The 14,424-nt window shown below is 68.9% G+C and carries 13 protein-coding genes; 4 read left to right on the top strand and 9 right to left on the bottom strand.

Features of this window, described 5'->3' with window-relative positions; translation table 11 throughout:
- Positions 1-254: 254 nt before the first annotated feature.
- From CJ179_RS46145 to CJ179_RS46115, 7 genes are all read right to left on the bottom strand, one after another.
- Complete coding sequence (locus tag CJ179_RS46145; RefSeq protein ID WP_095865883.1) at positions 255-650, bottom strand: nitroreductase/quinone reductase family protein; 396 nt, start codon at positions 648-650, stop codon at positions 255-257.
- A gap of 42 nt (positions 651-692) precedes the next feature.
- Positions 693-2,075, bottom strand: coding sequence for a dicarboxylate/amino acid:cation symporter (locus CJ179_RS46140; RefSeq protein ID WP_095865882.1), 1,383 nt, complete (start codon positions 2,073-2,075; stop codon positions 693-695).
- Positions 2,076-2,266: 191 nt separating this feature from the next.
- Complete coding sequence (locus tag CJ179_RS46135; protein ID WP_095865881.1) at positions 2,267-3,253, bottom strand: isopenicillin N synthase family oxygenase; 987 nt, start codon at positions 3,251-3,253, stop codon at positions 2,267-2,269.
- Positions 3,254-3,284: 31 nt separating this feature from the next.
- Positions 3,285-3,773 (bottom strand): GNAT family N-acetyltransferase, encoded by a 489-nt coding sequence (locus CJ179_RS46130; protein WP_095865936.1) that lies wholly within the window; start codon positions 3,771-3,773, stop codon positions 3,285-3,287.
- Between the two features lie 179 nt (positions 3,774-3,952).
- On the bottom strand, positions 3,953-5,446 hold the full coding sequence (locus CJ179_RS46125) for an aldehyde dehydrogenase (RefSeq protein ID WP_174705519.1): 1,494 nt from the start codon (positions 5,444-5,446) through the stop codon (positions 3,953-3,955).
- Positions 5,447-5,473: 27 nt separating this feature from the next.
- Positions 5,474-5,839, bottom strand: a complete 366-nt coding sequence (locus CJ179_RS46120) for a cupin domain-containing protein (RefSeq protein WP_072944063.1) — start codon at positions 5,837-5,839, stop codon at positions 5,474-5,476.
- An 11-nt stretch (positions 5,840-5,850) separates the two neighbouring features.
- Positions 5,851-7,968 (bottom strand): FAD-dependent oxidoreductase, encoded by a 2,118-nt coding sequence (locus CJ179_RS46115; RefSeq protein WP_095865935.1) that lies wholly within the window; start codon positions 7,966-7,968, stop codon positions 5,851-5,853.
- A 209-nt stretch (positions 7,969-8,177) separates the two neighbouring features.
- Here CJ179_RS46115 and CJ179_RS46110 point away from each other — a divergent pair, with 209 nt between their 5' ends.
- From CJ179_RS46110 to CJ179_RS46100, 3 genes are all read left to right on the top strand, one after another.
- Complete coding sequence (locus CJ179_RS46110; RefSeq protein ID WP_072944279.1) at positions 8,178-8,795, top strand: TetR/AcrR family transcriptional regulator; 618 nt, start codon at positions 8,178-8,180, stop codon at positions 8,793-8,795.
- A 200-nt stretch (positions 8,796-8,995) separates the two neighbouring features.
- Entirely contained in the window at positions 8,996-10,537 is a 1,542-nt protein-coding gene (locus CJ179_RS46105; RefSeq protein ID WP_072944065.1) for an APC family permease, read from the top strand.
- Between the two features lie 86 nt (positions 10,538-10,623).
- A complete protein-coding gene (locus CJ179_RS46100) occupies positions 10,624-11,550 on the top strand; it encodes a LysR family transcriptional regulator (protein WP_072944066.1) in 927 nt (308 codons plus the stop codon).
- On the opposite strand, the gene CJ179_RS46095 is transcribed toward CJ179_RS46100, so the two are convergent.
- The gene (locus CJ179_RS46095; RefSeq protein ID WP_095865880.1) at positions 11,547-12,752 is read right to left on the bottom strand and encodes an enhanced intracellular survival protein Eis; all 1,206 of its coding nucleotides are present in this window, start codon (positions 12,750-12,752) and stop codon (positions 11,547-11,549) included. The genes CJ179_RS46100 and CJ179_RS46095 overlap by 4 nt on opposite strands.
- A 119-nt stretch (positions 12,753-12,871) precedes the next feature.
- On the opposite strand from CJ179_RS46095, the gene CJ179_RS46090 reads away from it, so the two are divergent.
- A complete protein-coding gene (locus CJ179_RS46090; RefSeq protein ID WP_072944070.1) occupies positions 12,872-13,549 on the top strand; it encodes a hypothetical protein in 678 nt (225 codons plus the stop codon).
- On the opposite strand, the gene CJ179_RS46085 is transcribed toward CJ179_RS46090, so the two are convergent.
- The gene (locus tag CJ179_RS46085; RefSeq protein WP_095865934.1) at positions 13,507-14,415 is read right to left on the bottom strand and encodes a dienelactone hydrolase family protein; all 909 of its coding nucleotides are present in this window, start codon (positions 14,413-14,415) and stop codon (positions 13,507-13,509) included. The two genes, CJ179_RS46090 and CJ179_RS46085, sit on opposite strands and share 43 nt — an antisense overlap.
- Positions 14,416-14,424: the final 9 nt, after the last annotated feature.

Genomic DNA, 14,424 nt, shown 5'->3' with positions numbered 1-14,424 from the left:
GAAACCGCAGATTAGCGGAGGCTAAGTCCGATCTGCAAGCTGCTCGATTCGACCGCGAACGAGCGGTAGCAAATCCGCGCCCGGCGTGGAGGCCGAACGCGTAGTTGCGAACATCACACCTGGCCAGGCCGCAAAACGTGCATACCCGAACGGCCGTTCGGACTGACTGGTCCGTAGATGCACAGCGAGTGGCCATCCGCGGGCGCCATTGCGTCCGCGGATGGCAATTCGGTGGGCGTGTGCGGGGTCGGATCTCAGTCGGTGAGATCGATCCGGACCGTCAGAAGGTCGGTACCGACCGCGCGGACGGCGGTGCTGTTCATCCGGGGCAGCTGGGCCAGCCGCGCCCTCGTGTCGTCGTCGGGCAGCAGTGTCGCCGTGCCGGTATGCCACCGGCCGTGGAACCGCAGACGAACGGCATTGTTCGCACGGATGTTGCGGACGTAGTTCGACTTCTCCCCGAACTCGGACACCAGCCAGAACTCGGCGCCCGTGCGCCGGCCGCCGATGGGCGTGACGCGGGGCTGCCCGCTCACCCGGCCGGTGGTCTCGAGGAGGGTCTGGCTCGACAGCCGCGCGGTGAGCGGGTTGGCGACGTGCCGCTGGAATTGCATGACGATCCGTCGTTTGATCGCGCTGAGGTCGGCCATGACGAGAGCCTTCCACGGGGGAAGGCTCTCGTCGAGCGTTCGCTACGCCGCGACGACCGTGTCGTCGTCCTGGAACGGGTCGCCGGTGCGCTCGGCGTTGTAGCGGGCTTCGTCGAGGATGCCCTCCCGCTTGGCGACGATGGTGGGGACGAGCGCCTGGCCGGTGACGTTCACCGCGGTGCGGCCCATGTCGACGATCGGCTCGACCGCGAGCAGCAGGCCGACACCGGCGAGGGGGAGCCCCAGCGTCGACAGCGTGAGCGTCAGCATGACCGTGGCTCCGGTGGTGCCCGCGGTGGCGGCGGAACCGATGACCGACACGACGATGATCAGGAGGTAGTCGGTGAACGACAAAGGCACACCGTAGAACTCGGCGACGAAGATCGCTGCGATCGCGGGATAGATCGCGGCGCAGCCGTCCATCTTGGTGGTCGACCCGAGCGGCACGGCGAACGACGCGTACTCGCGGGGGACGCCGAGATTGCGTTCGGTGACCCGCTCGGTGAGGGGCAGGGTGCCGATCGACGACCGCGACACGAAGCCGAGTTGTGTTGCGGGCCACACGCCGGAGTAGAAGGCGCGCACCGACAGTCCGTGCGCGCGGATCAGGACTGGGTAGACGACGAAGAACACGATGGCCAGGCCGGCGTACACGGCGGCGGTGAACCAGCCGAGCGAGCCGATGGCGTCCCAGCCGTACGTGGCGACGGCGTTCGCGATCAGTGCCGCGGTCCCGATCGGTGCGAGACGGATGATCCACCACAGCACCTTCTGCACGATGGCGAGGAGCGATGCGTTGAACTGCAGGAACGGTTCGGCTTTCGCTCCGACCTTCAGGGCGGCGATGCCGATCGCGGCCGCGACGACGAGCAGTTGCAGCACGTTGAAGCTCAGCGACGTGCTGGCCGCGCCCTCGGCGACGGTGGTCTTCGCGTTCAGTCCGAGAAAGTTGCTGGGGACCAGTCCGGTGACGAACGCCCACCACGAACCGGTGGTGCCGGGCGCCTTTTCGGTGGCGGCGCTGACGCCGGTGCGGGCTCCGGGCTGGGTGATCGACCCGACGACGATCCCGATGATCACGGCGATGAACGCGGTGATCGCGAACCACAGCAGTGTCTGGACGGCCAGGCGGGCGGCGTTGGCCACCTCACGCAGGTTGGCGATCGAGCTGACGATGGCCGTGAACACCAGCGGGATCACCGCGACGGTAAGCAATTTCACGTAACTGGAGCCGATGGTGTGGACGGTTCCGACGAGCCAGTTCTCGTTGCCGTCGGCGGCGACGGGCATGGCGCGGGCGACGAGTCCGAGGATGACGCCGACAACGAGACCGGTGACAATCTGGGGGCCGAACGAGGTGGCCCACTGGGGGAGACGGCGTCGAGAGGTGGTCTCGGCGCGCGTGGACAGCGCGGAACTGGGCATGGGTGTGCCTTTCGCGTGGGGCCGTGGAACGTCGCCCGGTGGGGCGGATACGGCGGGAGAGAGTCCTGAGTGGAGAGGTGCGTCAGCGCGAGCGCGGACAGATCGCGCTCGCCTGCAGGCGGAGGTCGACGTAGCGCCGAGAGGTCAGGAACAACACTGCGGGAACAATACTCCCGGTGGCGGCGGGCGTTTTACTCCGGTTCCGCCTCGCCCGGATACCAGCGTGCGTAGACGTCGGGGTGGGCGCGGGTGCGGCTCTTCCACGCGTTCTCGCCGTACGTGTTGTAGAGCGGGTTCGACGGGTCGTCCTCGATTCCGCGGGCTCGCGCGGCGAGATTCGGTGGCAGGGTGATGGTCGGGACCGTGGCGTCGAGAGCGGGATTGAGGAAGTACGGGACCGACAATCGCTCGGGCGCACCGGCGGGCGTGAGCACCCGGTGCCGGGTGGCCCGGAGGTAGCCACCGGTCGCGACCTCGAGCAGTTCGCCGATGTTCACGACGAACGAACCCGCCCGCGCGGGCGCGTCGATCCAGTCGCCGTCCTCGGTCTCCACCTGCAGTCCCGACGACCCCGGTTCGAGGAGCAGCATGGTCAGCACACCCGAGTCCTTGTGGGCGCCGACACCCTGCTCGCCGGTGTGGTCGGCGCTCGGGCGTTCCGGATAGCGGACGACCTTGATCAGTGTGGCGGGGGCGTGCGCGAAGGCGTCGTCGAAGATTGCCGGATCGGCGTCGAGTGACGCGGCCCAGTGCCGCAGCAGCCGCATCCCGACGTCGGCGAGCGCGGCGTCGAGGGCCTCGATCGTCTTCTCCAGGTCGGGGAGATCCGCGGGCCACTGATTGGGACCCTGCAGCCGCAGGTAGCCGGCGGCACCGGGGATCGGCTGCCGTTCGGGCCCGATGTCGATCTGTTCCCGCCAGTCGGTCTCACCGTTGGTCAGTTCGCCGCCCACCCGGTTGTAGCCGCGGAAATGGGGACTGTTCAGCATCGCGATCGACTGCTTGGCGTCGTCGGTCAGGGCGAAGAACTCCCGCGCGACGGTGAACACCCGGTCGAGGAGTGCCCGGTCCACGCCGTGCCCGTCGAGGTAGAAGAACCCGACGTGATGGGTGATCTCCCGCAGCCGTTCCCGCCCGGCCGGGGTGTCCAGTTCGGCGAGGTCGATGACGGGGAGCATTCCTCCACGGTATCGCCGGGCGGTCGCGGTGTCAGGTGTCCCGGCGGCGCTCGAGCAGGACGCTGTCGTGCCAGGTGCCGTCGATCTGCGCGAGTCGCTCCCGCACCCCGACCGTCCGGTAGCCGACCGCGTGGTGCAGGGCGATGGACCCGCTGTTCACGGCCAGCACCGAGGCCTGGAGCGTCCACAGTCCCGCGAAGTCGGCCTCGTCGAGGAGCCGCCGCATCAGTGCGGTGCCGACGCCTTCCCCGCGGAACTCCCTGGCGGTGTACACGGAATTCTCGGCGACCCCGCGGAAGCACCGCCGCGAGGATATGGGGGAGAGGGCGGCCCACCCGGCCACCGTCCCCGACACCTCGGCCACCCACCGGTGCCCGTCGAGCCAGCGTGTGTCCAGCTCCGACCTGGTCGGGGTCACCGTCTCGAACGTGGCCCGTCGCGTCGCGATCCCCTCGGAATAGATCCGGAGCACCGCCTCCCAGTCGGCCGCGGCGAGCCGGCGTACCGTGATCGCCTCCATCGTGGAGGTGTTGCCATGAAGTGCTGTGGCACAACGCAATCGCGGATCTGGTTCCGGAGGGACGAGGGCGAACATGGCGCCAGCTTAGCGGCTCGACGGGCCGGTGTGGGGTGCCACGTTTCGGGGCGAATGTACCTCCGGGCGCCTCGGGTGCGCCGACGGGTACATTCGCCCGCGCGTCACCGCAGCCGGATCCACGTCGTCTTCAGTCCGGTGTACTTGTCCATCGCGTGCAGGGAGAGGTCGCGGCCGAACCCGGACTGTTTGAACCCGCCGAACGGGGTCTGCGCGCTGATGGCGTCGACGGTGTTGACGGAGACGGTTCCCGCCCGCAGTGCCGCGGAGACGCGGTGCGCCCGGTTCAGATTCTCGGTCCACACCGAGGCGGCCAGACCGTAGATGCTGTCGTTGCCCATGCGGACCGCGTCGGCCTCGTCGGTGAACGTCTGGACGGTGAGGACGGGTCCGAACACTTCCTGGGTCACCACCTCGGCGGTGGGTGCGACGTCCGCGAAGATCGTCGGTTCGACGAAGGATCCGCGGCCGTCGACGGTGGTCCTGTTGCCGCCCAGCAACACCCGGCCGTCGGACCGGGCGCGGTCGATGAACCCCGCGACGGTGCGAGCGTGGTTCTCGTCGACGATCGCGCCCAGTGTGGAAGCGGGATCGAGCGGATTGCCGGCGCGGATCGACGACGCCCGGCGGACGAGGGCCTCGGTCACCTGTTCGGCCACCGACTCCTCGACCAGCAACCGGGAGTTGGCCGAGCACACCGCCCCCTGGTTGTAGAACGCGCCGAACACGGCGTTCTCCACCGCCTCGTCGAGGTCGGCGTCCGCGAACACCAGGTTGGGGCTCTTGCCTCCGCATTCGAGCCACACCTGCTTGAGGTTCGAGTCCGCCGCGTACCGGAGGAACCGTTTCCCGGTGGCGGTCGAGCCGGTGAAGGCGACGACGTCGACGTCGGGATGCAGGCCCAGCGCCGCCCCGGCGGTGGCGCCGAGCCCCGGGACGACGCTCAGGACGCCGTCGGGCAGCCCCGCCTCGGTCGCGAGTTCGGCCAGTCGCAGCACCGACAGCGGGGCCTGCTCGGCGGGTTTGAGGACGACGCTGTTGCCCGCTGCGAGGGCCGGCGCCAGCTTCCACACCGCCAGATCGAGCGGAAAGTTCCACGGCACCACGGCGGCGACGACACCGAGCGGTTCGCGGGAGACGAGCGCGAGACTTCCCGGATCGGTGGGCGCGATCTCCCCGCCGATCTTGTCGAGAGCCTCGGCGTAGAACGTGAAAAGTGCGGCGGCCGAGGGGACGTCGACGGTCAGCGCCTCCACCACGAGCTTGCCCATGTCGAGGGAGTCGAGCAGGGCGAGCTCGTGGCGGTGCTCGAGGATCAGCTCGGCGAGCCTGAGCAGGACCCGTTTGCGGTGGGACGCCGGGCTGCGCGACCAGATGCCCGAGTCGAACGCCTCCCTCGCGGACCGGACCGCCGCGTCGACGTCGGGGGCGTCCGCGGCGGACACCCGGGCGAGCAGTTCACCGGTCGCCGGGTTGATCGAATCGAACGTCTCGTCCGATTTCGCGGGACGGAACGCGCCGTCGACGAACAGTTCGCGGCGCGGCGTGATTGCCGCGGCGAGTGCTGTCCAGTCGTCGAGTGTGGTCGGATCAGGCATCGTCATCCTCGTGCTCGAAAGTGATGGTCAGGGAACGTAGATGGCGAACTGCTTGAGCAGCGGTTCGTCGACGCGGTACTCCCCGCGCCACCCCTTGGTCAGGGTGAACGCGTCGCCGGGGCCGAAGGTGTGGGCGACCCCGTCGTCCGCCGTCAAGGTCACGGAGCCCTCCAGGACCCGGGTGTATTCGTCGCCCGGGTAGGACTCGATGAACTCGCGGTAGGGCTCGGCGCGCCACGAGCCGACGGTGAACTTCTCGTCGCCGCTGCTCAGGTGGACCATTTCGTGTTCTTGCGGATCGCCCGCCCGGAGCGTCTCCGCGGTGACGTAGGCGCTGGGGGTCATCGCCGCGACGTTCTCGGCGTCGGTGGGGATCGGGTGTACTGCGGTCATGGCGGTGTTCCTCAATTCTGTGCGTTGGCGAACGGGGGGATCGTCAGTGTGCTGACGGGTTCGATCGACAGGCCGGTGACTTCCCGGCGGAAGGCGACGGGGCCCGGCGCGGGCGGTTCGTCGAGTTCCTCGGCGTACCGGTGCCCGGACCAGACGGCCGCTGCGATGGTGGACGGCGCCCAGGCGTCGCCGATGCCGCGGACGCTGCGCAGGTCGGCGGCGGCCCACTCGGATTCGCGCGACTGCAGGTCGTGGAACAGTCCGTCGTGCGGAAGCCGGGCGGTGACCAGGACGACGCCGTCCGCGTCGAAGAACTGTTCGTCGCCGGTGAACGCGCACACCGTGCGGACACCTTCGGGGGTGATCGCGGTGACGGCGCGGTTCACCTGAACGTGGACCCCGGCCTTGATGATTCGCTTGCGTATCCGGACCACTTCCATGGTGTTCGTCGTCCACTGCGACACGTGCGCGGCCGGAGTGATCAGGGTGACGTCGAATCCCTCCTTCGCCAGGAGTTCGGCGACGACCGCCCCGAGGTAGTAGTGGTCGTCGTCGAAGAGCACCACCTTGTTGCCCGCCGGTCGCAGCCCCGCCATCACGTCGTCCGGTGTGAGGACGTCGGCGTGGTCGTCGACGGGAACGGCGTGGGTGTGCCACCGGCCGACGCCGTCGCGGCGCCAACTCGAACCGGTGGCGACGACCACGTGGTGGAAGTCGTTGTCGATGACGTCGTCGGCGGTCATCTCGCTCTCCATGAACACGTCGACGTTGGACAACTTGCGGAGTTGCTGCTGCCGGTAGTCCACCACCCGGATCCAGGCGGACAGTCCGGGCAGCTTCGACTCCCGGGTCACCCGGCCACCGAGTTGCCTGCCGGCCTCGGCGAGGCTCACGGTGTAACCGCGTTGCCCGAGGGCACGCGCGGCCTCGAGGCCGGCGGGACCCGCACCGACCACGAGCACGTTCGACTCGCTCGACCGGACCTTGATCCGCTCCGGGTGCCAGCCGCGACGGAACTCCTCGCCCATCGTCGGGTTCTGGGTGCAGCGGATCGGAGACATCGTGAAGTCACCGGACACGCAGATGTTGCAGCCGATGCATTCGCGGATGTCCTCGAGGTTGCCCTCCTCGATCTTGCGGGGAAGGTACGGGTCGGCGATCGACGGTCGGGCCGCCCCGATGAAGTCGAGGATGCCGCTCTTGACCTGGTGCAGCATCGTGTCGGGCGAGGTGAAACGGCCGACACCGACGACGGGTTTGGTGGTGAGTTGCTTCAGTCCCCGAACGTACGGTTCCTGCTCCGCCTCGGGTCCGAACCGCGAGGTGACGGAGTCGTCCTCCCAGCTGCCGAGCACGAAGTCCCACAGGTCCGGGGTCTCGCCGAGCAGGCCGATCACGTCCTCGATCTCGCTGCGCGTGATGCCCTCGTCGCCGAGGAGTTCGTCGACGGAGATGCGGCACGCGACCGCGGCCTTGCCGTCGGCGACCTCGCGGGAATCCTCGAGGATCTCGCGGAGCAGGCGCACGCGGTTGGTGAGGCTGCCGCCGTACTCGTCCGTCCGGTTGTTGTAGCGACGGGACAGGAAGTGGTGCAGGCCGCCGATCGCGTGCCCGGCGTACACGTAGACGATGTCGTATTCGGCCTTCAACGACCGGCGCACCGCCTCCTTGTGCCAGTGCCGGAGGTCGGCGATGTCCGACTTGGTCATCTCCCTGGCCTGGACGGGGTCGTAGTTCCAGGAGACGACGGGCAGATTCTGCGGGCCGAGCGGGGTTTCGCGGCTGATCAGGTTGGGGCTGTTCAGGCCGTTGTGGGCGAGTTCGATGCCGGCGAGAGAACCGCCTTCGTGGATCTTCTCGGAGATCCTGGTGAGGGCGGGCAGGTCCTGATCGTCCCAGAGGCGCAGTTCGATGAACGGGCCGATGTCCGAGGTGGGGTGGATCTCGACCTGCTCGGTGCAGACGACCGCCCAGCCGCCCTCGGCCTTGACTCGCCGCATGTAGGCCTCGCCGGAGGGGTCGCGGTAGCCCATGCCGTTGCAGTGGGGGACCTGGAAGAACCGGTTGCGGGCGGTGACCGGTCCGATCTTGACCGGTTCGAACAGGATGTCGTATCGCGGATCACGCACGGTGGGTTCCTGACTGGAGACGGAGAGTGGGCTCGCTGTGGTGGCCTGCGCACTCGGCTGGCCGGCCGTTCCACTGTCGCCGAGACGGCGATTCTTTGCGATCTGTCTCAAATAATTGCCGATCGAGTAGTGAAAGTCCAGGCTCGGTGGGAGAAATACCGCCCCGATCGCGACTTGTTTATTGATGAAGTTCATCAATAATGGTGGTCATGGCACGTCCGAAGAGGCAGGGAGTCCGGCGCAGTGAGATGGTCTCGGCGGCCACCACCGCGATCACCAAGCGGGGCATGACCGGGCTGCGCATCAAGGACGTCGCGGAGGAGGCGGGCCTGTCGGCGGGTCTGGTCAGCTACTACTACCCGTCACTCGAGGATCTGCTCGTCGAGGTGCACGAGCACGCGGTCGACCGGTTCTACCGGCGCAGGCACGACGCCGTGCAGGATCTCGCCGATCCGGTCGAGCGGCTGCGCACCACGGTGCGGCTGGGCATCCCCGATGCCGCCGACGATCCGCTGTGCACGGTCCTCTACGAACTGCATCTCCACGCGAGCCGCAACGCGACGCACTCCGCGCTGCTGTCGACGCTGTTCGACCTGGAGGTGTCGCTGTACAGCACGGTGCTCGAGATCGGCCGGTCCCAGGGCGTGTTCACGCCGTCGATGCCCACCGAGGAGATCGCCCGCACCGCGGTGAGCCTCGAGGACGCCTACGGCCTGCACATCATCGCGCGGAACCGGCGCATCGAGCCGTGGACCGCGCGGAACAGCGTCCTCCGCTACCTCGACACCGTGCTGTCGTGCTCGATCGCCGAGTTCACCGCGGACTAGCCGCAGGGATTCACCCGAGTCTTGGCATCTGCAGAACTGATGCACTACCCCGGATCTTTGTGTTGTACAGATTTGCCGGGCGCGGACGAGAGTAGTGACCGGCATCACTGCGATGTTGCCGCCGAAGGCCGACGCCGCGCCGGCCGAAACGCGCTAGCGCGCAAGCACTTTCCTATCGACTCCAGCAACGAGGTGCACCGATGAGCGACAACACCCCGACCGCCCTGGCGGACGAACAGACACGACACCTGAAGAAGTCCCTCGGCCGTTTCGACATCGTCTTCCTCATCGTCGCGGCGGTGGTGTCGGTCGAGGTTCTCGGTCAGGTCTCCACGTTCGGCGCGGAGACCTTCACCTGGGCACTGGTTCTCGCGGTGTTCTTCCTGCTGCCGTACGGTCTGATCTTCGCCGAGATCGGCAGCACGTTCACGGGTGAGGGCGGCGTCTACGTGTGGGTCCGGCGGGCGTTCGGCCGGCCGCTCGCGGCCCTCGCGTCGCTGCTGACGTGGGTGACGCAGCCGGTGTGGGTCGGAGGGTCGATGGCGTTCATCGCCGCCGAGACCTGGAACCACTACGTCACCGCGTTCGAGGAGGGGTCGGTGACGGACTACCTGTTCAAGCTCGTCTTCATCTGGCTGACGGTGCTCGCGGCCGTGGTGAGCCTGGCACGAGGCAAATGGATTCCGACGGTCGGCGCGTTCCTGAAGATCGTCTTCCTGTTGTTCTTCCTCGTCACCACCGGGATCTATGCCGCGAAGAACGGTTTCGCCGGCATCTCGGCGGGCGACTTCAGCCCCACCCTCACCGGGCTCCTCGGGGTGACGCCGCTGCTGCTGTTCTCCTACCTCGGTTTCGAATCCGGGAACAGTGCCGCCGGTGAGATGAAGAACCCCGCCCGCGACGTCCCGATCTCGATCGCCCGCGCCTGCGGCATCGCCGCCGCGTCCTACCTGCTGCCGATCTTCGCGATCCTCCTGGTGGTGCCCGCGGACGACATCACCGGTGTCGGCGGCCTCCTCGAGGCGGTCGCGACCGTGTACAGCGTGTACGGACCCGCCGCACCCGCCATGCTGACCGTGACCGGGGTGATCTTCGCCGTGATCCTGATGACCCAGGGTGCGGCGTGGATGATCATCAGCGACCGCATGCAGGCGATGGCCGCGGCCGACGGCGCCTTCTTCGGCGGGTTCTTCGGCCGATTCCATCCCCGCCTCGGAACGCCGGTGCGCGTCAACTTCCTGTCCGGAGTCGTCGCCACCGTCTTCATGATCGCGGCGATGCAGATCACCGGGTCCGGCGGTTCCATCTTCGCGGTGGTGCTGACGATCTCGATCTCGACGTTCCTGCTCAGCTACCTGATCGTCATCCCGTCCGCGGTCCGGCTGCGCACGCGGTTCCCGGACGTCGCGCGGCCCTTCCGGGTGCCTACCGGGAACGTCGGCTTCCGCGTCCTCGGCTCCCTCTGCTTCGCCTGGGTGCTGCTCGGTTCCTGGGTGGCGGTGTTCCCCGGCACGCTGGAATCGGTGTTCGGCCTGGACTACGACTTCGCGGAGATCTGGGGCGTGAGCCAGGGGACGTTCGAACTGTTCACCCTCGGGACGCTGGCCGTGCTCGCGCTCCTCGGCGCGGTCGGCTACGTGCGGGGCGCGTCGGTGCGGTCCGCGACCGGCCCGCGCACCGCGCGAGAGGACGGCCCCGGGTCGGAGCCGGACCCCGGCCTCGTGAAGGCCGACGTCCGCTGACGGCGTCGCGGCCACAGCGGGTGCCGTGGGTGGCTCCCCGGTCGGAGACCTGCGATCCTGGTGGCCTCAGATCCCGAGGAGAGCGCATGCAACGACGACCTGACGTGACGTTCACCCAGCTCAGGTATTTCGTCGAGGCCGCGAACTTCTCCAGCATGACGAAGGCCGCCGACGAACTGATGGTCGCGCAGTCGGCGGTCTCGTCGGCGATCTCCCAACTCGAGCACCAGATCGGCACCCAGCTGTTCATCCGGCAACGGTCCCGCGGACTCGTTCTCACGGCGGCGGGGGAGGAGATGCTCCGCGACACCCGCAGCGTCCTCGCCCATCTCGGGGAGGTCCTCGACGCGGCGCGCGGCCACGAGGACAACGTCCGGGGAACGGTGCGCCTGGCCTGTTTCGTCACCCTCACCCCGTTCATCCTCCCGACGCTCATCTCGGACCTGCGCGATCAGCACCCCGACCTGGAGGTGGAGGTCGTCGAGACCCAGGCGGAGGCGGTGCGGGCGGCGTTGCGGAACGGCACCGCGGAACTGGCCCTCACCTACGACCTCGCGCTGGGCGAAGACATGGAGACGGAGACGCTGGGCGTCGCCAGGCCGCACGTCGTGCTGCCGCCGGACCACCGGCTGGCCGGCCACGACGCGATCGCGCTCGCCGACCTCGAGGGCGAACCGATGGTGCTGCTGGACCTGCCGAGCAGCCGCGACTACTTCCTCGCCATGCTGTCGGGGTCGGGGGTCACCCCGATGGTCCGCTACCGGTCGGCGAGCTACGAAACGGTGCGTGGGCTCGTCGCCCGCGGCCACGGCTTCTCGATCCTGAACCAGCGGCCCGCCGAGGGCCGGACGTACGACGGCGGGAGGGTCGCGACACTGCCGATCGCCGACGACGTTCCCGGACTCCCCGTCGTCCTCGCCCGGCTCAAAGGGGTCCGGAGTACGGCGAGGGCCCGGGCCGTCGCCGAGCGGGCGCGGGCCGTGTTCGCGAAACAGGCACGGACCGCGGGCTAGAACCCCCAGCCCATCTGGGCGTCGCGGTCGGAGCCGAACGCGTGCTCGAACCGGTCGAGGACGTCGGCATCGGCGGCCCACAGCCGGTTCGCGGCCGCCAAGGTCCGCGCCCGGTGCGCCCCGAGGTACAGGCTGCCGAGCACGTCGAGGTCGAGGACCACCTGCGGTGCGGCGTCGGTCCGTGTACACACGGCCTTGCCGTCCCGGACGGTGAGGGCGAATTTGCCACCGGCGTCCAGGAACCCGTCGTCGACCTGGACCACGACGTCGAGGTCGCCGCGGAACGTGCGGGCCTCCAGCGCGGCGGGGACGTCCATGATCCGCACCCACAACTCGTCGTGACGCGAGGCGGTGCGCACGAGCCGGCCGTCGGTGAGCAGATAGGGCAGCGGATCCTCGGGGGTGAGGTTTGCTTCGATGCGGCGCACGAGGTCGAGGCCGAGCATCGCCCGCCACAGCGCAGCGTGGGCGTCGCCGGTGACCGTGCGGATCTCCTCCACCCGGGCGAATGATCCGTTGTCGCCGGAGGCGCGGCGGTACAGCACGTAGCCGTCGTCGTGGACCAGCCCGAACAAGGCTGTGCCGCCACCGCGCTCGCTCTCGCGGTCGGCGAAGATCCGGTTCCACACGATCTCCGGCCGCACCTGCGCACCGGGCGTCACCTGCTGCCAGCGGTGGTAGACGTCCGTGAATGCAGGCCGGGCCTCCGCGGGATGGACCATCCGCACACCGCCGGGGTCCGGCGCCTTCGGGTGCGGGACGGCGAACCGGCGGTCGATGCTCACCGTCGACTCGACGGTCGCGGGTCCGTACCCGAACCGCCCGTAGATGCTGCCCTCGCTGGCGGTGAGAATCGACAGCGGCACGCCCGACGCCCGGATCCGTGCGTGGTGTTCGGTGTACAGCGCGCGGAGAACGCCGCGCCGACGATGGGTGGGCGCGACCGTGACCGCGGTGACGCCCGCCGCCGCGACGCTGCCGCCGCCGGGAACGGTGACGGTCATGGGAATGTCCATCGTCGCGCCGACGACCTCGTCCCCGTCCAGCGCGATCACCGGTGGTTCGCCGCTGACGAGCTGCCTCCAGTGGGCGGTGAATTCCTCCGTCTGCGGTGTCACGAAGCAGATCTCGTTGAGCACGACGATCTTCGGCCAGTCCTGCTCGGTCGCAGTTCTGATCGTGATTCCGCCGATGCTCGTCATGGTTCGACACTGGCACACCCCGCGTGGACTCGCAGCCGAATTTCCGCGCCCGGCCTTGACCGGGCCCGGGTCTTCGGAGAGTCTGAGGACCCGGGCCGACGGGTGAGGGGGACGTCACGATGTCGAAGGACCGCACCTCGTCTTCGCCGCGCCGGGTGCTGCGCCTGCGCCGGGAGTCCTGGGGATTCGTCATCGGCTCCGTCCTGTTCGGACTCGCGGCCACGCGGGTGTACGGCGACGCGGTCGGCCCGGAACTCGACAACATCACCTACTTCGTCGGATCGTTGTTCTTCACCGCCGCCGGATTCATCCAGTTGTCGCTCAGCGGCCGACCGGTACCCGGGGCGGAATCGCACCGCGTGGAACGCTACGACTGGTGGGCCGCACTGATCCAGTTCGTCGGCACGCTCCTGTTCAACGTGAGTACCGCGGTCGCTCTGATCCAGGGGCTCACCGTCGAACAGGACCGGGTGTGGGGGTGGCGGCCCGACCTCTTCGGGTCGACGGCGTTCCTGGTCGCCAGCGGTCTGGCGGTGGTGGCCACCACCGAAACCGACAAGCTGTGGGATCCGCACGCCCGCAACTGGCGCAGCACCTGGCTGAACATGATCGGGTCGGTGGCGTTCGGGGTGTCCGCGGTCGGCGCGTACATCGTCCCGGGCACGGACGTGTTGAAGAACGCGACGGTCGCGGACCTGGGCACGTTCGTGGGCGCCGTCTGCTTCCTCGTGGCGGCGCTGCTGATGCGCCCGCCTCACCCCAGGTATTCGCCGAACCAGGCGAGGACGCGCTCGTAGGCCTCCGCCGCCGCGGTCGCGTTGTACCGGGGCCCGGTGTCGTTGAAGAACGCGTGATCGGCGCCCGGAACGGTGACGATCTCGTGCGGCAGCCCCGCCTTCGCGAGTGCCGCGGCGGCGGCGTCGCGGGATGCGTTCACCCTCGCGTCCAGCTCCGCGTAGATGGCGAGGACCGCGGCCTTCGACCCGGAGAAGTCCGCGCCCTCGGGTAGGGGACCGTAGAAGGGGACGGCCGCGGCCAGTCGCGGTTCGCCGGATGCGAGGAGTTGCCACACCATCCCACCGCCGAAACAGAACCCGACCGCCGCCGCCTTCTTGTCCGGTACCCGGCGGCCGAGTTCGTCGACCCCGGACTTCATGTCGGCGACGAAGCGTTCCGGCGGCACAGTGGCCAGCGCGGCGGTGGCCTGGGCCTGGTCGGTGAACGTCGCGGTCCCGCCCTCCTCCGACAGCAGGTCGATGGCGAGCGCCGAGTAGCCGGCACCGGCGAATCGGCCCGCCACCGAACGGATGTGGTCGGTGAGGCCCTTGTTCTCGTGGATCACGAGCACCGTTCCGCGAGGCGTGGCCGCTTCGGCCCAGGCGCCCTGCAGGACCCGTCCGTCCGGGCCTGCGAACGTCACGGCCTCGGTGCCCACGGCGTCGGCCGTTCCGGGTGGCGGGGGTGTCGCTCCACCGGGTGTCACCGGCGCCGACGTCGACGACTGCTCGTCGCTGCCGCTCGAGCACGCGGCGAGCAGGGAGGTCGCCGCCGCCACGCCGAGGCCGATGAGTCCGAGCCTGCGCAGCGCCTCCCGGCGCGTCAACAGCCCGTCGGCGTGGTCGATCGCGATCTCTTCGGCTATGTAGCGCTGCAGTGGCGTCATGATCGTCCC

The sequence above is a fragment of the Rhodococcus sp. ACS1 genome (genome assembly GCF_002300155.1).
In the GTDB taxonomy this organism is placed as follows: Bacteria; Actinomycetota; Actinomycetes; order Mycobacteriales; family Mycobacteriaceae; genus Rhodococcus_F; species Rhodococcus_F koreensis.
The sequence above is the reverse complement of the archived record's forward strand: the minus strand, read 5'-3'. Positions and strand labels throughout refer to the sequence as shown.